18 protein-coding genes are annotated in these 17,378 nt (G+C 71.8%); 11 read left to right on the top strand and 7 right to left on the bottom strand.

The window, feature by feature from the left end:
- Positions 1–31: 31 nt before the first annotated feature.
- The 4 genes from ACIPFH_RS03720 to ACIPFH_RS03705 all read left to right on the top strand — a co-directional run bounded on the left by ACIPFH_RS03720 (position 32) and on the right by ACIPFH_RS03705 (position 3,704).
- Positions 32–949 (top strand): ACP S-malonyltransferase, encoded by a 918-nt coding sequence (locus ACIPFH_RS03720; protein WP_401822720.1) that lies wholly within the window; start codon positions 32–34, stop codon positions 947–949.
- 9 nt (positions 950–958) lie between these two features.
- Positions 959–1,990 (top strand): ketoacyl-ACP synthase III, encoded by a 1,032-nt coding sequence (locus ACIPFH_RS03715; RefSeq protein WP_401822718.1) that lies wholly within the window; start codon positions 959–961, stop codon positions 1,988–1,990.
- A gap of 81 nt (positions 1,991–2,071) precedes the next feature.
- Positions 2,072–2,320, top strand: a complete 249-nt coding sequence (locus tag ACIPFH_RS03710) for an acyl carrier protein (protein ID WP_020126931.1) — start codon at positions 2,072–2,074, stop codon at positions 2,318–2,320.
- 79 nt (positions 2,321–2,399) lie between these two features.
- A complete protein-coding gene (locus ACIPFH_RS03705; protein WP_401822716.1) occupies positions 2,400–3,704 on the top strand; it encodes a beta-ketoacyl-[acyl-carrier-protein] synthase family protein in 1,305 nt (434 codons plus the stop codon).
- Between the two features lie 83 nt (positions 3,705–3,787).
- On the opposite strand, the gene ACIPFH_RS03700 is transcribed toward ACIPFH_RS03705, so the two are convergent.
- Entirely contained in the window at positions 3,788–4,282 is a 495-nt protein-coding gene (locus tag ACIPFH_RS03700) for a DUF3145 domain-containing protein (protein ID WP_054238125.1), read from the bottom strand.
- A 263-nt stretch (positions 4,283–4,545) separates the two neighbouring features.
- On the opposite strand from ACIPFH_RS03700, the gene ACIPFH_RS03695 reads away from it, so the two are divergent.
- Together ACIPFH_RS03695 and ACIPFH_RS03690 are read left to right on the top strand one after the other, a co-directional pair.
- A complete protein-coding gene (locus ACIPFH_RS03695) occupies positions 4,546–5,448 on the top strand; it encodes an SGNH/GDSL hydrolase family protein (RefSeq protein ID WP_401822714.1) in 903 nt (300 codons plus the stop codon).
- 15 nt (positions 5,449–5,463) lie between these two features.
- The gene (locus ACIPFH_RS03690) at positions 5,464–6,441 is read left to right on the top strand and encodes an aldose epimerase family protein (RefSeq protein WP_401822713.1); all 978 of its coding nucleotides are present in this window, start codon (positions 5,464–5,466) and stop codon (positions 6,439–6,441) included.
- A 90-nt stretch (positions 6,442–6,531) separates the two neighbouring features.
- On the opposite strand, the gene ACIPFH_RS03685 is transcribed toward ACIPFH_RS03690, so the two are convergent.
- On the bottom strand, positions 6,532–8,979 hold the full coding sequence (locus tag ACIPFH_RS03685) for a beta-glucosidase H (protein WP_401822711.1): 2,448 nt from the start codon (positions 8,977–8,979) through the stop codon (positions 6,532–6,534).
- Positions 8,980–9,082: 103 nt separating this feature from the next.
- Between ACIPFH_RS03685 and ACIPFH_RS03680 the strand changes: the two genes are divergently transcribed.
- The gene (locus ACIPFH_RS03680) at positions 9,083–9,676 is read left to right on the top strand and encodes a TetR/AcrR family transcriptional regulator (RefSeq protein WP_401822709.1); all 594 of its coding nucleotides are present in this window, start codon (positions 9,083–9,085) and stop codon (positions 9,674–9,676) included.
- A gap of 136 nt (positions 9,677–9,812) precedes the next feature.
- Positions 9,813–11,075, top strand: a complete 1,263-nt coding sequence (locus ACIPFH_RS03675; RefSeq protein ID WP_401822707.1) for a pyroglutamyl peptidase — start codon at positions 9,813–9,815, stop codon at positions 11,073–11,075.
- A 101-nt stretch (positions 11,076–11,176) separates the two neighbouring features.
- On the opposite strand, the gene ACIPFH_RS03670 is transcribed toward ACIPFH_RS03675, so the two are convergent.
- Complete coding sequence (locus tag ACIPFH_RS03670; protein WP_401822706.1) at positions 11,177–12,019, bottom strand: EI24 domain-containing protein; 843 nt, start codon at positions 12,017–12,019, stop codon at positions 11,177–11,179.
- A 299-nt stretch (positions 12,020–12,318) separates the two neighbouring features.
- Here ACIPFH_RS03670 and ACIPFH_RS03665 point away from each other — a divergent pair, with 299 nt between their 5' ends.
- Entirely contained in the window at positions 12,319–13,476 is a 1,158-nt protein-coding gene (locus ACIPFH_RS03665; protein WP_401823735.1) for a serine hydrolase domain-containing protein, read from the top strand.
- Between the two features lie 111 nt (positions 13,477–13,587).
- On the opposite strand, the gene ACIPFH_RS03660 is transcribed toward ACIPFH_RS03665, so the two are convergent.
- Positions 13,588–14,607: an NADP-dependent oxidoreductase gene (locus ACIPFH_RS03660; protein ID WP_401822704.1), complete on the bottom strand. Its 1,020-nt coding sequence runs from the start codon at positions 14,605–14,607 to the stop codon at positions 13,588–13,590.
- Positions 14,608–14,705: 98 nt separating this feature from the next.
- Here ACIPFH_RS03660 and ACIPFH_RS03655 point away from each other — a divergent pair, with 98 nt between their 5' ends.
- Complete coding sequence (locus ACIPFH_RS03655; protein ID WP_401822702.1) at positions 14,706–15,158, top strand: MarR family winged helix-turn-helix transcriptional regulator; 453 nt, start codon at positions 14,706–14,708, stop codon at positions 15,156–15,158.
- A gap of 108 nt (positions 15,159–15,266) precedes the next feature.
- On the opposite strand, the gene ACIPFH_RS03650 is transcribed toward ACIPFH_RS03655, so the two are convergent.
- Genes ACIPFH_RS03650 through ACIPFH_RS03640 form a run of 3 tightly spaced genes read right to left on the bottom strand, consistent with a single transcriptional unit; the run spans position 15,267 to position 16,785 of the window.
- Entirely contained in the window at positions 15,267–15,455 is a 189-nt protein-coding gene (locus ACIPFH_RS03650) for a hypothetical protein (RefSeq protein ID WP_401822701.1), read from the bottom strand.
- Positions 15,452–16,246 carry a GntR family transcriptional regulator gene (locus ACIPFH_RS03645; protein ID WP_401822700.1) on the bottom strand — a complete coding sequence of 265 codons (795 nt, stop codon included), beginning with the start codon at positions 16,244–16,246 and terminating at the stop codon, positions 15,452–15,454. The genes ACIPFH_RS03650 and ACIPFH_RS03645 overlap by 4 nt, the downstream gene beginning before the upstream one ends.
- Entirely contained in the window at positions 16,243–16,785 is a 543-nt protein-coding gene (locus ACIPFH_RS03640; protein WP_401822697.1) for a UTRA domain-containing protein, read from the bottom strand. Before ACIPFH_RS03640 ends, ACIPFH_RS03645 begins: the two co-directional genes overlap by 4 nt.
- Before the next feature lie 181 nt (positions 16,786–16,966).
- Between ACIPFH_RS03640 and ACIPFH_RS03635 the strand changes: the two genes are divergently transcribed.
- On the top strand, positions 16,967–17,368 hold the full coding sequence (locus ACIPFH_RS03635) for an ATP-binding protein (RefSeq protein ID WP_401822695.1): 402 nt from the start codon (positions 16,967–16,969) through the stop codon (positions 17,366–17,368).
- Positions 17,369–17,378: the final 10 nt, after the last annotated feature.

Here is a 17,378-nt window from a genome sequence, read left to right as displayed (position 1 = left end):
GCTTCGGCCGTCCACAAGAGAGAGTGTGAGAGTGCTCGTACTCGTCGCTCCCGGCCAGGGCGCCCAGACGCCCGGCTTCCTGACCCCCTGGCTCGAACTCCCCGGTGCCGCAGCCCGCGTCGCCGCGTGGTCGGACGCCATCGGCCTGGACCTCGCCCACTACGGCACCCAGGCCGACGCGGACGAGATCCGTGACACCGCGGTGGCCCAGCCGCTGCTGGTGGCCGCCGGAATCCTGTCCGCGACGGCACTCGGCGAGGTGGCCCCCGCCGCCGTCGCCGGCCACAGCGTCGGCGAGATCACCGCCGCCACCTTCGCCGGCGTCCTCGACGACACCGCCGCGCTGACCCTCGTGCGCAGGCGCGGCCTGGCCATGGCCGAGGCCGCCGCGATCACCGAGACCGGTATGTCCGCGCTGCTCGGCGGTGACCCCGAGGTCTCCGTCGCGCACCTGGAGAAGCTGGGTCTGACCCCGGCCAACATCAACGGCGCGGGCCAGATCGTCGCCGCGGGCACGCTGGAGCAGCTCGCCGCGCTGAACGAGGACAAGCCCGAGGGCGTCCGCAAGGTCGTCCCGCTGAAGGTCGCCGGCGCCTTCCACACGCGCCACATGGCCCCCGCCGTCGAGGCGCTCGCCAAGGCCGCCGTGGAGCTCACGCCGGCCGACCCGAAGATCCGTTACGTCTCCAACCGCGACGGGCAGTCCGTCGCCACCGGCGCCGAGATCCTGGAGCGGCTGGTCGGCCAGGTCGCCAACCCGGTGCGCTGGGACCTGTGCATGGAGACCTTCAAGGAGCTCGGCGTGACCGCGCTCGTCGAGGTCTCCCCCGGCGGCACCCTGGTCGGCCTCGCCAAGCGTGCCCTGCCCGGTGTGAAGACGCTGGCGCTGAAGACCCCCGACGATCTCGACGCCGCTCGCGAGCTCATCGCCGAGCACGGCGTCGCCTGAGGAGCCCTGATGGCGAAGATCAAGCCCAGCAAGGGCTCCCCGTACGCGCGCATCCTGGGGGTCGGTGGCTACCGGCCCGTCCGGGTCGTCCCCAACGAGGTGATCCTCGAGACAATCGACTCGTCCGACGAGTGGATCCGCTCGCGTTCCGGCATCGAGACCCGGCACTGGGCGAACGACGAGGAGACCGTCGCCGCCATGTCGGTCGAGGCGTCCGGCAAGGCCATCGCCGACGCCGGGATCAGCGCCGGGCAGATCGGCGCGGTGGTCGTCTCGACCGTCTCGCACTTCAAGCAGACGCCGGCCGTCGCCACCGAGATCGCCGACAAGCTCGGCACGAACAAGGCCGCCGCCTTCGACATCTCGGCCGGCTGCGCGGGCTTCGGCTACGGCCTGACCCTCGCCAAGGGCATGGTGGTGGAAGGTTCCGCCGAGTACGTGCTCGTGATCGGCGTCGAGCGGCTGTCCGACCTGACCGACCTGGAGGACCGCGGGACGGCCTTCCTGTTCGGCGACGGCGCGGGCGCGGTCGTGGTCGGCCCCTCCGACGAGCCGCACATCGGCCCGACGGTGTGGGGCTCGGAGGGCGACAAGTCCGAGACGATCAAGCAGACCGTGTCGTGGCACGAATATCACATCGGCGACGTCACCAACCTCCCGCTCGACAGCGAGGGCAACGTCAAGTTCCCCGCGATCACGCAGCAGGGCCAGGCGGTCTTCCGCTGGGCCGTCTTCGAGATGGCGAAGGTCGCCAAGGAGGCGCTCGACGCCGCCGGCATCACCGCCGACGAACTCGACGTCTTCATCCCGCACCAGGCCAACGAGCGGATCATCGACTCGATGGTGAAGACTCTCAAGCTGCCGGAGTCCGTCACGGTCGCCCGTGACGTACGCACCACCGGCAACACCTCGGCCGCCTCGATCCCGCTCGCGATGGAGCGGCTCCTGGCGACCGGCGAGGCGAAGAGCGGCGACACCGCGCTCGTCATCGGATTCGGGGCGGGTCTCGTCTACGCCGCCACTGTCGTTACCCTCCCCTAGGCACTCCGTGCCGGATCATCCGGTCCGGTGCGGGAGAAACCCCATGCCACACCCTCTGGAATATCAAAGAAGGAGCGCCAAATGGCCGCCACTCAGGAAGAGATCGTCGCCGGTCTCGCCGACATCGTGAACGAGATCGCCGGCATCCCGGTTGAGGACGTCCAGCTGGACAAGTCCTTCACCGACGACCTGGACGTCGACTCGCTGTCCATGGTCGAGGTCGTCGTCGCCGCCGAAGAGCGCTTCGAGGTCAAGATCCCGGACGAGGACGTCAAGAACCTCAAGACCGTCGGCGACGCGACGAACTACATCCTCAAGAACCAGGCCTGATCAACCGGTCCCTGGGCTGAACTGCCCCGCCACCCGGCGGTGGCGCCGCTGAATCCTCGTAACGTTGGAGAAAGAATCCGTGAGCCCGACCAATCGCACCGTGGTCGTCACCGGTATCGGCGCAACCACACCGCTGGGTGGCGACGCAGCCTCTACCTGGGAGGGTCTGGTCGCCGGTAAGTCCGGTGTCAAGGTCCTGGACCAGGAGTGGGCGGCCGACCAGGCCGTCCGTATCGCGGCCCCGGTCGCGGTGGAACCCCTCGAGGTCATCCCGCGGCCGCAGGCCCGCAAGCTGGACCGCTCGGCGCAGTTCGCGCTGATCGCGGCCCAGGAAGCCTGGAAGGACGCCGGCTTCTCCGGCAAGGCCGGCACCACGCCGTCGGACGCCGGCGCGTCGGACGGCAGCCAGGGCCATGTCGACCCCGACCGGCTCGGCGCGGTCATCGCCTCCGGCATCGGCGGCGTGACCACCCTGCTCGACCAGTACGACGTGCTCAAGGAGAAGGGCGTCCGCCGCGTCTCCCCGCACACCGTGCCGATGCTGATGCCCAACAGCCCCTCCGCCAACGTGGGTCTGCTCGTGGGCGCCCGCGCGGGCGTGCACACGCCGGTCTCGGCGTGCGCGTCGGGCGCGGAGGCCATCGGCTACGCCATCGAGATGATCCGCACGGGCCGTGCCGACGTCGTCGTCGCCGGTGGTACGGAGGCGGCGATCCACCCGCTGCCCATCGCCGCGTTCGGCAACATGATGGCGATGTCCAAGAACAACGACGACCCGCAGGGCGCCTCGCGTCCCTACGACGTCGCCCGCGACGGTTTCGTCATGGGCGAGGGGGCCGGCGTGATCGTCCTGGAGTCCGCCGAGCACGCCGCCCGGCGCGGCGCCCGGGTGTACGCCGAGGCGGTCGGCCAGGGCATCTCCTCCGACGCCCACGACATCGTGCAGCCGGAGCCCGAGGGCCGCGGCATCGCGCACGCCCTGCAGAACCTGCTGGACAACACCGACCTGAACCCGGCCGAGATCGTGCACGTCAACGCGCACGCCACCTCGACGCCGGCCGGTGACGTGGCCGAACTGAAGGCGCTGCGCAAGGTCTTCGGCGACGACGCGGACCACTTCGCGGTCTCCGCGACCAAGTCGATGACCGGTCACCTGCTGGGCGGCGCGGGCGGCGTGGAGTCCGTCGCGACGATCCTGGCGCTGTACAACCGGGTCGCTCCGCCGACCATCAACGTCGAGAACCTCGACCCCGAGGCCGAGGCCAACGCGGACATCGTGCGGGGCGAGGCGCGCAAGCTGCCCGTCGAGGGCCGTATCGCCGCCCTGAACGACTCGTTCGGGTTCGGTGGGCACAACGTCGTCCTGGCGTTCCGGACGGTCTGAGAAGCACCCGTACTCAGCCGCCTGTAGAGCACGTGAAGGGCCCCACCTCGGGAGGTGGGGCCCTTCACGTCGTTCCGGTGATCTCACACCACCTGGTGCAGCCAGCGCACCGGAGCTCCCTCGCCCGCGTATCTGAACGGTTCCAGCTCGTCGTCCCACGGTTTCCCCAGGAGCTTGGAGAGTTCGGCCTCCAGGTCCGTCTCGCCGCGCTGGCTGCGCAGCAGGGCCGCGCGCAGCCGGTCCTCGGGGATGAGGATGTCGCCGTGGATGCCGGTGACGGCGTGGAAGATGCCGAGGTCGGGGGTGCAGCTGTAGCGCTCGCCCTCGGCGGTGGCGCAGGGCTCGGCGGTGACCTCGAAGCGCAGCAGGTGCCAGCCTCGCAGTGCGGAGGCCAGCTTGGACGCCGTGCCGGCCTCGCCCTTCCAGGAGAACTCCGAGCGCCAGGTGCCGGGCGCGGCGGGCTGCCGGATCCAGTCGAGGTTGACGCGCGTGCCGAGCACCCCGGCGACGGCCCACTCGACGTGCGGGCACAGCGCGCGCGGCGCGGAGTGCACGTACAGAACTCCACGTGTCGTCACCGGGACCTCCGGGCAGAGCGGGACAGTCTTGCAGGCTGGCATGGCGGCGGTGGCAGGCAGCCGTGTTGATGGCGAGGCTACCGTGCGGCGGCGCAAGGAGTGTGACGTACCGTCGGTCCCAGTGCCCTGAAACCTCCGCCATTCACCCGGCAGGACGCCTGTGCGGGCGTGCGGCGTTCCATCTTGTGGGTGTGCTTCGCCGGGAACTCCCGCGCGTTGTCATAGGGGGGCGTTGTTTCGAGGAGCGAGGGGAACACCAGCGGATGCGGAAACGGAACCGGCACGCGCGGGCCGTGCTCGCGGGCACGACGGCGGCCGTCCTGGGCCTGGCCGGCTGTGACTCGCTGGGGGGCGGCGACGGCGAGGGGTCCTCGGGCACACAGACCCGGCAGGCGAAGCCGTCGCCGTCGCCGGCCCCGTTGTGGGACTCCAGTCCCTCCTCGGTGGCGGCGGTGGGCGACTCGATCACGCGCGGCTTCGACGCGTGTACGGTGCTCGCGGACTGCCCGGAGGTGTCCTGGGCGACCGGCGGCAGTGCCGAGGTGAACAGCCTCGCCGTCCGGCTGCTGGGCCCGGCGAAGGCGGTGACGCACAGCTGGAACTACGCGGCGACCGGCGCGCGGATGGCGGACCTGCCGGCCCAGATGACCCAGGCGGCGGCCGAGAAACCGCAGTTGGTGACGGTGATGGCGGGCGCGAACGACGCCTGCCGGGACTCGACGGCGGCGATGACGTCGGTGGCCGACTTCCGCGCGGAGTTCCAGGACGCGCTGAGCACGCTGCGCCGGGCGCTGCCGAAGACGCAGGTGTATGTGACGAGCGTGCCGAACCTGAAGCGGCTGTGGTCGCAGGGGCGGACGAACGCGCTGGGCAAGCAGGTGTGGAAGCTGGGCCTGTGCCCGTCGATGCTGGGCGACGCGGACGCCCTGGACTCGGCGGCGACGCTGCGCCGGGACACCGTGCAGAAGCGGGTGGAGGCCTACAACTCGGTGCTGGCGGAAGTCTGCGCGAAGGACGTGCGGTGCCGGTTCGACGGCGGCGCGGTGTACGAGTTCAGGTTCGGCACCGACCAGTTGAGTCACTGGGACTGGTTCCACCCGAGCAAGGACGGACAGGCGCGGCTCGCGGAGATGGCCTATCGAGGAGTCACCGCGAAGACCTCGTGACTTAGGGTTTCGCTCATGAGCGAACACTTCGGAACACTTTCCGACGGCACCGCGGTGCACCGCTGGACCCTGGAGCGGGCGGGCACACGGGTGCGGGTCCTCTCGTACGGCGGGATCGTGCAGTCCGTCGAGGTGCCGGACAGTGACGGGCACGCGGCGAACGTGGTGTTGGGGTTCGCCGGTCTGGAGGGCTATGTCGCGCACCCGGAGCCCTATCTCGGTGCGCTGGTCGGGCGGTACGCCAACCGGATCGGGCACGCCCGCTTCCCGCTGGACGGGCTGACCTACGCGCTCGCGCCGAACGACGAGCCGGGCTCCCTGCACGGCGGCGAGCGCGGCTTCGACAAGCGGGTGTGGGACGCCGAGCCGGTCGAGCACGGGCTGCGGCTCAGCCGGGTCTCCCCGCACGGCGAGGAGGGCTTCCCGGGCCGCCTGGAGGTCACGGCGACGTACACGCTGGACGCGGCGGGGGCGCTGCGGTTCGTGTACGAGGCGGTCACGGACGCGCCGACGGTGGTGAACCTGACCAACCACAGCTACTTCAACCTGGGCGGGCCCGGGAGCGGCAGCGCCGTCGGCCACGAACTGCGGCTGGCCGCCTCCCGGTACACGCCGGTCGACGCGCACCGGATTCCGACGGGTGAGCTCGCGCAGGTGGCGGACAGCCGCTTCGACTTCCGTGCGGCCCGCAAGGTCGGCTCCGGCCTCGACCAGAACTTCGTGCTCGACAAGGGCGTCACGGACACGCCGGTCGAGGTGGCCGAGCTGCACGATCCGGCGTCCGGGCGGGTGCTGACGGTGGCCACCACCGAGCCGGGTCTCCAGCTGTACACCGCCGACCATCTGGGCGAGCCCTTCGAGCCCGGCGAGGGCGTCGCGCTGGAGACCCAGCACTTCCCGGACTCGCCGAACCGGCCGGAGTTCCCGAGCACGGTGCTGCGGCCGGGGGCCCGGTACCGGTCGGAGACGGTGTACGGCTTCTCGGTCCGGTAGGGCCCGCGGAACGGAGCCGGAGAAAGATGTTGCCCCGGTCCAGGGGTCAGGTCCCGGACCGGGGCTGTCAGCGGGGCGACGAACGCCGGTTCACACGTTAATCGTCGCGGTGATCCTGCGGTCCGCGATCGAACGGCCCACCTGGATTTCGTACGAACCCTTCACAAGGGACCACCGGTGCTCCGCCTCGTCCCAAACCTCGAAGGCGCGGGTGGGGATCTCCACGGTCACCTCGGCGCTCTCCCCCGGGCCCGCCTCGACGCCGGCGAAGCCGGCCAGCCAGCGGACCGGGCGCTCGGGTACCGGGCTTCCGGTCGCCGGGGCCGTCCCGGTGGGGGCGAGGTAGACCTGCACGACCTCGCGGCCCGGCCGCTCGCCGGTGTTGCGGATCCGCACGGTGATCGTGGAGCCCGTGATGTCGGCCGACTCGTACGTCCAGTCGGTGTAGCCGAGGCCGTGGCCGAAGGGGAAGGCCGGGGTGCGGCCCTCCTTCTCCCAGGCCCGGTAGCCGATGAGGACGCCCTCGGAGTAGCGGAGTTCGCCCTCGGTGGGGGTGACCTCGGTGACCGGGGCGTCGGTGAGGGAGCCCCAGGTGGTGGGGAGCCGGCCGCCGGGTTCGTGGGCGCCCGTCAGGACGTCCGCCAGCGCGGCCCCGCCCTCCTGGCCGGGGAACCAGCTGAGCAGGACGGCCGCGACGTCCTCGCGCCACGGCAGCTCCACCGGGGAGCCGGTGTTGACGACCACGACGGTGTTCGGGTTGGCGGCGGCGACGGCACGGACCAGGTCGTCCTGTCGGCCGGGCAGGCGCAGATCCTTGCGGTCGAAGCCCTCGGACTCGACGCGTTCGGTGGTGGCGACCACGACGACGGCCGTGTCGGCGGCCCGCGCCGCCTCGACCGCCTCGGCGATCAGGTCGTCGGGGTCGCGCTGCGGTTCCTGGTGGGCCAGGGCGAAGGCGATGGCCTTGAAGGGGATGTCCTCGGGGAGCGCGAAGACATGGGTGAGGGAGACCTCGACCGGCTCGCCGGCGGTCAGTTCGGCCTGCGCGCGAGGCTCCGGGGAGCCGAAGAACGCCTCGAAGGGGTCGCTGTCGTCGGCGGGGAGCTGGACGTCGTCGTAGTACGTCGTCCCGGCGACGGTGAGGGTGAAGGCGCCCGTGCCCTTGGTGCCGAAGGTGTGCGGGCCGCTCTCGCGCGGGGTGAAGGTGCCGGTCAGCTCGATCGTGTGGAGGGTGTCGTGGGTGACGCCCTCGGGGAGGTCCGAGCCCATCCACTGGATCTGGCCGTTCGGGGCGGAGCCGGTGCCGATGACGGTTCCGGCGGCGTCGCGGCAGACCGCCCGCAGCTCGAAGCCCTTGTCGGCGACGGCGAGTTCGGTGGTGGGGTCGGCGCCGACGGCGTAACCGAGGGCGCCCTCGGGGAGCGCGGCGGTGAGACCTTCGAGCGGGGAGACCGTGCGGAGCGGGAAGACGGTCGCGGAGCCGCCGCCGAGGACGCGGGCGTCACGGGCGGCCGCGCCGATGAGGGCGACGGTGCCGGGCCTGAGCGGCAGCGCGCCGTCCTCGTTGCGGACCAGGACGAACGAGCGGCGGGCCAGTTCACGGGCCAGGGCCTCGCCGTCGACCGGGGCGGGCGGCTCGGTGACGGCCGGTTCGACGTCCGCGAGGGCGCCGACACGGGCGGCCAGGCGCAGGACGCGGCGGACGGCCTCGTCGACCTCGGACTCGTCGAGCCGGCCGTCGCGTACCGCCTCGGCGAGGGCCTCGCCGTAGACGGTCTGCGGCCCCGGCATGGCGACGTCGAGGCCGCCCCTCAGGGCGCCCACGGTGTCGCGGGCGGCCATCCAGTCGGAGACGTTGAACCCGTCGAAGCCCCATTCGCCGCGCAGGATCTCGTTGACCAGGTGGTGGTGCTCGGTCATCGTGGCCCCGTTGACCGTGTTGTAGGCGGTCATGACGCCCCAGGGGTGGGCGTTCTCGACGATGGCCTCGAAGGGGGCCAGGTACAGCTCGCGCAGGGCGCGTTCGCCGACGAGGTTGTTCACGGTGAAGCGGTCGGTCTCGGCGTCGTTGGCGACGAAGTGCTTGACGGTGGTGCCGACGCCGCCGGACTGGACGCCGTTCACATAGCCCGCGCCGATCACGCCCGTCAGGTACGGGTCCTCGCTGTAGGCCTCGAAGTGGCGGCCGCCGAGCGGGGAGCGGTGCAGGTTGACCGTGGGGGCGAGCAGGACGTGGACGCCCTTGCGGCGGGCCTCCTGGGCGAGCAGGACGCCTGCGCGGTGGGCGAGTTCCGGGTCCCAGCCGGCCGCCAGGGCGGTCGGGGAGGGCAGGGCGACGGACGGGTCGTCGGCGGTCCAGCGCACCCCCCGGACACCCACGGGGCCGTCGGACATGACAAGGGACTTCAGTCCGATCTCGGGGAGTTCGGGCAGCGACCACATGTCCTGGCCCGCCAGGAGCCGGGTCTTGGCGTCCAGGTCGAGCTTGCCGAGGGCCGTCTCGACGGCCGCTTCCGTTCCCGCCTCGGTTCCCGCCATGGCGGTGCCTCCTCGTTGAGTGCCGGTGCAACGCCTCCATCGTGCACGGTTTACCTGTAGAGCGGTAGGTTTCGTTATGTGGCCGTTATATTCAAGCGTCCGAATGCCGTACCGTGACGGCATGAGCGCCAGAACCAGGAGCGAGGAGCGGCGGGCCGAGATCGTGCGGGCGGCGCTGGGGGTGATCGCCGAACGCGGTTACCGGGGCGCGAGTCTGGCCGCGGTCGCCGAGCGGGTCGGGCTGACCCAGCAGGGGCTGTTGCACCACTTCCCGACGAAGGAGGCGCTGCTGGTGGCGGTGCTCCAGGAGCGCGACCAGTGGGACGCCGTACCGGACACCCGGTGGCGGATGGATCTGTTGGCCTCGCTCGTCGAGTACAACGCGATGCGGCCGGGCATCATCCAGACCTTCTCGGCGTTGCTCGGCGAGAGCGTCACGGAGGGGCATCCGGCGCGGGCGTACTTCACCGAGCGGTACACCCAGGTGAGGGAGAGCATGACGGCGGTCCTGCGCACCGAGTACGGCGACCGCCTCCCGAACGGCCTCACCCCGGAGCGCGCGGCCCCGCTGCTGGTGGCGGTGATGGACGGGCTGCAGTACCAGTGGCTGCTGGACCCCGACTCGGTGGACATGCCCGGGGCGTTCCGCGACTTCCTGCGGCTGCTGGGCGAGGACGACCCCGGCCCGTCGGCCTGAAGCGCGGCCTCTCCGTCACGCGGCCCTGCGGGCGGGCCGTGGGCGGCGGCATGGCGTGGACCACTTCCGTCACGGGATACTTCCGCCGTCCCACCTCCACGCTCTCCCCCACAGCGACGGAAGGACCTCATCCCCCGTGCATCCCATACGAGTTCGCGTCGGCGTCCTTGGTCTGGCCCTGCTGGCCGGGCTCTCCTCCCCCACGGCCGCCACCGCCACCGCGGCCGGGACCGTGCCCACGCCCACGCTCACGCCGACCGTCGAGGAACAGCGGCTGACCCAGGCCGTTCCTCAGGAGATCCTCGGCCGGTCCGGGTTCGACGCGGTGGCTCCGCGGCTCGCCCGGCTGCTGGAGGCCTCGCACTCCTACGCGCAGGCCCGTCGGGTCGTCACCCGTGAGGGCGCGGCCCTGTGGCGGCGGGCGGTGGACCGGGCCCAGGGGCGCGGGCCCGCCGGCGGGGACCTCAGCCGGGACGACGACCGGCCGCTGTACTGGGCACGCCTCGGCTTGACGGCCGAAGTGCGCGCCTGGGAGCCCGCCTTCACGGTCACCGACAGTCAACGGGGAGCCCTGCTGGACGAGTTGGAGCGCACCTCACGCGGGCTGACCGACATTCGATACCCGCGGCACGACAAGGGGCTCAAGCGTGTTCTGGTCACCGGCTTCGACCCGTTCACCCTGGACCGGGACATCCGGATCTCCAACCCCTCCGGGGCGACCGCGCTCGCTCTCGACGGCACGGTGATCCGGACCGCGGACGGCCCGGCACGGGTGGAGACCGCCGTGTTCCCGGTGCGCTGGCGGGACTTCGCGGACGGGTCGGTGGAACGCGCCCTGCGGCCGTATCTGCCGCACGTCGACCTGTTCACCACCGTCAGCCAGGGCCGTGTCGGCCGCTTCGACGTGGAGCGCGTCAACGGGGCCTGGCGCGGCGGCTTCCCCGACAACGAGAACATCGGCCGGACGGAGACGGTCCCGGTCGCCGACCCCGCCTCGCAGCCGCAGTGGACGACCACGACCCTGCCGTACGCCGCGATCGTGGCGGCGGACACGGGCCGGTTCCCGGTCTACGACAACACGAGCGTCACCGAGATCCCGGCTGGAGGCACCGAACCCGTCGTACGGCCGGACGGGCCGACGGCCGGGTCGACCGCACGGGCCGGGGGCGGCGGGAACTACCTGTCCAACGAGATCGCCTACCGGGCCACCCTGCTGCGCGACCGGCTGGGTCTGCACGACAGCCTGCCGGGCGGGCATGTGCACACGCCGGTCCTCCAGTTCGGGACCGGCAACACCGATCCCGCCACCGGCACGGTCAGCGATCCGGAGTTCGTGCGCAACCGGCTGGACATCGTCGCCCAGGTCCGCGCGATCCTGGGTGTGGCGGCGGGGAAGTAGCCCCGCGCGGGCGGTGAAGAGGAGGAGCGGGGGCGAGGAGGAGCGGAGGCGGGCGCGGAGACGGGAGCCGGAGCGAGGAGGAGCGGGGGTGGGCAGCCCGGTCAGGGCGTGGCGTTCTGTCCCTCGGGCGCGCGGGCCCCGCCGGGGCCGTCTCCCTCGTCTCCGCCCTCGCCGTCGTCGCCCTCGTCGCCCTCGGAGATCTCCTCGCCGAGCAGGTCACGGGCGAGCATCGTGGCGCCCGCGACCGCGCCCGGCATCAGGAACACCGCGACGACGGGCACCAGGAAGGCCAGACCCAGGGGGGTGCCGAAACCCCAGATCAGGGTCTTGCGGGAGCGGAACAGGGCGAGGCGGGCACGCAGGTCGACGTCCCGGCGCTGGAGGGCGACGGCGGCGAGTTCCTCGGTGAGGAAGAAGCCGGTGACGAAGAACCCGATCACCGGGACCACCGTCTGCCCGACGACCGGGATGAACCCGAGGGCGAACAGCAGCACGGCCCACAGCAGCGCGCGGCAGAGGATACGGAGGCTGTCGCGGGCGGAGATCCACAGTTCGCGCCAGAGCGGCAGTCCGGACTCGGGTGCCGTGCCGTCGGGCGAGACGTCCCGGTCGACCTTCTCGGAGAGGCTCTCGTAGAAGGGCTGCCCGATGAGCAGGGTGACCGCGGTGAAGGTGAGGACGGCGAGCAGCAGGCCGAGGGCGAACAGCACGGCGACGAGGAAGCCCCGGAACAGACCGCGCCAGGTGCCCGACCAGTGGTCGGCGAACGGCGTCGACCATCCCACGAAGTCCTCGCCCCACACGGCGAGCGCCACCAGGGCCGCCGCGTAGAGGACGAGCGTGATCAGGCCGGGAACCAGCCCGAACCCGTACTGCTTGCCGTGCCGGGCCACCCACCGCTGGCCCTTCAGGAGGTACGTGAACCCCAGCCCAAGATCGCGCATGGCCGAACTCTATCGGTCGTGCACATTTCACGGCCCGGGGCCGCGGACCCCGCCGCGGAGCTCTTCCGACGACCCTCATAGGCCATCCGGGGTATCGGTGACACCAACACCTCCTCGCCGCAGTTGAGTCGAACGGGTACACCTCGCCGTACCGATCTACGGAAGCAACGATCCGGGCAGACCCGGGGGAGGCGCTTCGGCGTGAGGGCGTGGTACGGGGTGAGGCCGAGCGTGAGGGACTTGTCGGCACGCGCAAGCAGTGGGCTGGTTGAGGAGAGCGGATGACTCGATTGACTCGGATGACGAGGGAGATCCACGGCACCGTAGCCGACGGATACGAAGCGGTTCGTGAGGAGTTCGCCGCGTTCGTGGCGGAGGAAGAGTTCGACTACGAAGGCCAGTTGTGTGCGCATGTGCACGGCCGGCGGGTCGTCGACCTGTGGGTGTCCGGCGACGACGCCGGACCCGGCTCCCTCTACGGCGTCTACTCCTCGACCAAGGGCGCCGCCCACCTGGTGGTCGCCCTCCTCGTCCAGGAGGGCACCCTGGAACTGGACCGCAAGGTCACCTACTACTGGCCGGAGTTCGCGGCCGAGGGCAAGGGCGCGCTGACCCTGCGCGAACTGCTCGCGCACCGGGCCGGGGTGATCGGCACGGACAGCGGGTTCTCACCGCAGGAGCTGGCCGACGACCGGCAGATCGCCGAACGCCTCGCCGACCAGCGGCCGTTCTGGCGTCCCGGCACCGCCTTCGGCTACCACGCGCTCGTCATCGGGGCGCTCACCGGCGAGGTCGTGCGGCGGGCCACCGGCCGTACGCTGCAGGAGGTGTACGAGGAACGGGCGCGCGTCCCGTACGGGCTGGACTTCTTCCTGGGACTGCCGGCGGCGCACGAGCCGCGCTTCCGCACCGCGCAGCCGATGGCGCCGACCGCCGAGCAGCGGGCGCTGCTGGACTCCCTGCCCAGCGGGCCGCACACGCTCGCCGCCGTCGCCTTCAACCGGCACGCCACCGAGCCGACCGACCTGGAACTCCTGCCGAACGACCCGCTGATCCGCGCCAGGGGGCCGGCCTCGGTGGGCGGGGTGGCCTCGGCGCGCGGGCTGGCCGGTCTGTACGCGGCGGCGATCAGCGAGGTCGGCGGGAAGGCGCCGCTGCTGAAGGAGGACACGGCCGCGGAGTTCGGACAGCTGCAGTCCGTGGGGTACGACGTGGTGGCCCGCTCGCACAAGTCGTACGGACTGGGCTTCCAGGCGACCGCGGACACCTGGCACCCGTTCCTGGGCGCCGGGGCGTTCGGGCACAGCGGAGCAAGCGGCTGCCAGGCGTTCGCGGATCCGCGCAGCGGGCTCGCCTACGGCTACACCCGGCGCCGGTTCGCCTTCCCGGGCGGGTCCGCGCCGGAGAACGACCGGCTGGCGGGCGCGGTGCACCGCGCGGCACTGACTGCCGGCTGACGAGACCGCCGAAGAGCCGGCCGACGAGGCAGCGAAGGCCGCACCCCGCGTCCAGGGGTGCGGCCTCGTCGTGGACGGCGACCTGTTCAGGGCGGCGTCACGGACCGGATGTCAGAGCTTGACGATCATCTTTCCGGTGTTGTCGCCGCGCAGGACCCCGAGGAACGCCTCCAGGTTGTTCTCGATGCCCTCGACGACCGTCTCGCGGTACTTCAGCTCGCCGGAGCGGACCCAGGCGCCGACCTCCTGGACGAACTCCTGCTGGAGGTCGTAGTGGTCGCCGACCAGGAAGCCCTCGATGCGGCCGCGGGTCTGGATGAGGCGGGCGAGGTTCTTCGGGCCGGGGGCCGGCTCGGTGTTGTTGTAGACGGAGATCATGCCGCAGATCACGATGCGGCCCTTCTCGTTGAGCGAGCCGATGGCCGCCTCGAGGTGGTCGCCGCCGACGTTGTCGAAGTAGACGTCGACACCGTCGGGGGCGGCCTCGCGGAGCTGCGCGGCCACGGGCCCGTTCTTGTAGTTGAAGGCGGCGTCGAAGCCGTACTCCTCGACGAGGAGCTTGACCTTCTCGTCGGAGCCGGCCGAGCCGATGACCCGGGAGGCGCCCTTGAGCCGGGCGATCTGGCCCACCTGGCTGCCGACGGCGCCGGCCGCGCCGGACACGAAGACGGAGTCGCCCTCCTTGAAGGAGCCGGTGCGCAGCAGGCCGGCGTAGGCGGTCAGGCCGGTCATCCCGAGGACGCCGAGGTAGGTGGAGAGGGGCGCGGCCTCGGGGTCGACCTTGACGGCCTGCTTGGCGTCGAAGGTGGCGTACTCGCGCCAGCCGCCGAAGTGCAGGACGTGATCGCCGACGGAGATGCCCTCGGCGCCGGAGGCGACGACCTCGCCGACGGCCCCGCCCTGCATGGCCTTGCCCAGCTCGAAGGGGGCCACGTACGACTTGGCGGCGCTCATCCGGCCGCGCATGTAGGGGTCGACGGAGACATACGCGTTGCGCACCAGCACCTCACCCGGGCCGGGCTGCCGGATCTCCGCCTCGGCCAGCTCGAAGTCCTCGGGCTTCGGCCAGCCGACGGGACGGCTGAGCAGACGCCATTCGCGGCTGGTGGTGGGGAGGGCCGAGTCGGTCATGGGGAGACTGCCTTTCAACGCTCGCAAATGCTTCACTACCTGAAACAACCATGCTCCTGAATATTTCAGGATGTCAAGTAACGGGGTACCCTGCATCCATGCCCACCTCACATCCGGCTCCTCTCCCCGATGCCCTGACCCTGGAGGTCGTCGGTCTGATCGGCGAGGTCGTGGCCCGCTACTACGAGGACTACGAGGAAGCCGCCGCAGGTCACGCCCTCACCGGCGCGCAGGCCCGGCTGCTGAGCCTGCTCTCGCTGGAGCCGCTGCCGATGCGGAAGCTGGCACAGAAGCTGAAGTGCGAGCCGTCCAACGTGACCGGCATCGTCGACCGACTGGAGTCCCGCGGTCTGGTCGAGCGGCGTCCCGACCCGGCCGACCGACGGGTGAAGCTGGCGGCGGCCACGGTCGAGGGCCGGCGGATCGCCAAGGGGCTGCGCGAGTCGCTGCGGTTCGCGCGGGAGCCGCTGGCGGGGCTGGCGGAGGAGGAGCGGATGGTGCTGCGGGGGCTGCTGCAGCGGATGCTGGGCACGGGGGAACTCGGAACCTGACCCCGCCGGGCCCGACCACGCCCGCCTCCGCCCGACCACGCCTGCCCCCGCCCGGCACGAGTCCGACGCGCCCGGCCCCGCTCGGGGCTGCTCGTGCGCCCCTGCGGCTCAGTCGTCCGAACCGGACTTGCCGCCCGTGCGGTCCGTGCGGTTCGCCGCCCGGACCAGTTCGCCCGCCGCGAGGGTCACGACGGCCACGGCGCGTGCCCAGCGCGGGCCGCCTCGCGCCGCCCACCAGACACAGGCACAGCCGCCGAGGACGAGCACCAGGAGCCCCGTCAGGGCGAGCACGATCATGCTCCTCCCGCCTCTTCGCCCGCGAACTCGTACTGCAGCTCGTAGAGATGGCCCGCCTTCACCATCACGGTCACCTCGACGGGACGGCCGCCGTCGCCGTGGATCACGCGCAGGGTGCGCAGGACCGGCAGGCCGCTGGTGAGGTGCAGGGCCTGATACTGGGCCTGGGTGGGGACCCGGGCGGAGACCCGGTCCGTGCTGCGGCGCGGCGGGTGGCCCAGTTCGGTCAGCAGGGCGGCGGCCCCGCCCCTGATCCTGCGGCGCTCGGCCAGGGCCGTGCCCCGGGCGATGTCCAGCGGGTAGTAGGCCTCGACCAGTTCGGCGGGTTCGTCGTCGACGAGGAGGATCTGGGCGCGCAGCAGCGCAGTGCCGTCCGCCGGGAGACCCAGGACGGCACGGACGTCGGCGGGCGGCCGGCTCTCCGTCACGTCGAGCAGCCGGGTACGGGCGTGCGTGCCGTGTTTGGCCGCCTCGGTGAGCCACCGGTAGGGCGATCCGGGGCTGCCCGGCACCATCAGCGCGGCCGGCCGGACGGTGCGCTGGCGGTGCTCGCGGACCGTGACGGCGGCGCCTGCCCTGCCGACCACCAGACACTCGTCCTTGAGCAGCCGCAGGGCCTTCTGGACCGTGGCGCTCGACGCCTCGAAGCGGTCCTTGAGCTGGGCGGTGGTGGGCAGGTTGGCGCCGGGGGCGAGCTCTCCGCTCATGATGTCGTCGCGCAGATCGGCCGCGATGCGCTCATGGAGGGAGCGGCGGTCGACGGCTTCCGGGTCTGCCTTGGGCACGGTCATCCGATCCTGATCTGGTAGCGCAGCCTCTGCCGTAGGGCAGGCATCACCATACGGTCGACCTGGATCGGCCGGTCGTCGTGGTCCAGCGTGAGCCGGACGAGCCGCAGGACCGGTTCCTCGGGGGCGGTCCGCAGGGCCTGGCGCTCCTGCTCGTCGGGCATCCCGGCCGTCACGTCCTCGCGCACGAGGACGCCGACGTGGCCGAGTTCGGCGAGCAGGGTGAGGGCTCCGCCGGGGATCTTGGCGGTCCCGGCGAGACGGGTGCCCCCGGCTATGGCGGTCGGGTAGTACGTGTCGGTCAGCTCGCTGGGCTCGTCGTCGAGGAGGATCAGGCGCCGGCGCACGACGACCGGCTCGCCTTCGGGGACGCCGAGCAGCGCCGCCACGTCGGCGGGGGCGGGCACCTCACCGGCGTGCACGATGCGCTGGGTGCCGCGCCGCCCCTGTGCCGCGGCCTCGGCGGCCCAGGCGTCGCCCTGCCCGGTCCCCCGTGGCGTCAGATACGGCAACGATGTGCTGACCCATCCGCTCGCACCCACGACTCCTCCTGTACGGCCGACCGTTCCTTCGACCCTGCCGCCCTACACGGTAGGCGACTTGACCCATCGGCCAACCGCCACCCTCAGCCACCCTCAGCCACCCTTCCCTGCCTTGTTACCTTTCGCGAATAACAGTAAGGTTCCGCAGCAGGACGCCCCAGAACCACCGGAGGTGGCCCCCGTGCCCTTGTCACGGCAACGTCGTTTCCCCCGCTCGCGCGCCTCCGTACGGGCCGCCCGCGTCTTCGTCCGCCAGGTGCTGAACGACTGGGGCTGCGTGGACCGGCTGGACGACATAGCGCTGTGCGTGTCGGAACTCGCCACGAACGCCCTGCTGCACGGAGTGCCCCCCGGCAGGCAGTACTGCGTGAGCCTCACCCTGGACGGCCCCGTGCTCCGCCTCGCCGTGCGCGACACCGGTGACCGTCCGGTGCCAGCGGGCCCCTCGACCCCCGACGCCTGCTCGGGGCGGGGCCTCCATCTGGCGCGCCACGTGGCCGACGACTTCGGCATCACGGAACACGTCGTCGGCAAGACGGTCTGGACCGTCTTCAAGACGGACTGCCCGCCCGGGACGCCCTGACGACGGCGTC

It is taken from the genome of Streptomyces sp. NPDC088157, assembly GCF_044741545.1.
Taxonomy (GTDB): domain Bacteria; phylum Actinomycetota; class Actinomycetes; order Streptomycetales; family Streptomycetaceae; genus Streptomyces.
The sequence above is the reverse complement of the archived record's forward strand: the minus strand, read 5'-3'. Positions and strand labels throughout refer to the sequence as shown.

Coding starts and splice junctions, on each gene's coding strand:
- ACIPFH_RS03715 (WP_401822718.1), top strand. CDS start 959: ATGGCGAAGATCAAGCCCAGCAAGGGCTCCCCGTACGCGCGCATCCTG.
- ACIPFH_RS03710 (WP_020126931.1), top strand. CDS start 2,072: ATGGCCGCCACTCAGGAAGAGATCGTCGCCGGTCTCGCCGACATCGTG.
- ACIPFH_RS03695 (WP_401822714.1), top strand. CDS start 4,546: ATGCGGAAACGGAACCGGCACGCGCGGGCCGTGCTCGCGGGCACGACG.
- ACIPFH_RS03690 (WP_401822713.1), top strand. CDS start 5,464: ATGAGCGAACACTTCGGAACACTTTCCGACGGCACCGCGGTGCACCGC.
- ACIPFH_RS03685 (WP_401822711.1), bottom strand. CDS start 8,979: ATGGCGGGAACCGAGGCGGGAACGGAAGCGGCCGTCGAGACGGCCCTC.
- ACIPFH_RS03680 (WP_401822709.1), top strand. CDS start 9,083: ATGCCGTACCGTGACGGCATGAGCGCCAGAACCAGGAGCGAGGAGCGG.
- ACIPFH_RS03670 (WP_401822706.1), bottom strand. CDS start 12,019: ATGCGCGATCTTGGGCTGGGGTTCACGTACCTCCTGAAGGGCCAGCGG.
- ACIPFH_RS03665 (WP_401823735.1), top strand. CDS start 12,319: ATGACGAGGGAGATCCACGGCACCGTAGCCGACGGATACGAAGCGGTT.
- ACIPFH_RS03660 (WP_401822704.1), bottom strand. CDS start 14,607: ATGACCGACTCGGCCCTCCCCACCACCAGCCGCGAATGGCGTCTGCTC.
- ACIPFH_RS03655 (WP_401822702.1), top strand. CDS start 14,706: ATGCCCACCTCACATCCGGCTCCTCTCCCCGATGCCCTGACCCTGGAG.
- ACIPFH_RS03650 (WP_401822701.1), bottom strand. CDS start 15,455: ATGATCGTGCTCGCCCTGACGGGGCTCCTGGTGCTCGTCCTCGGCGGC.
- ACIPFH_RS03645 (WP_401822700.1), bottom strand. CDS start 16,246: ATGACCGTGCCCAAGGCAGACCCGGAAGCCGTCGACCGCCGCTCCCTC.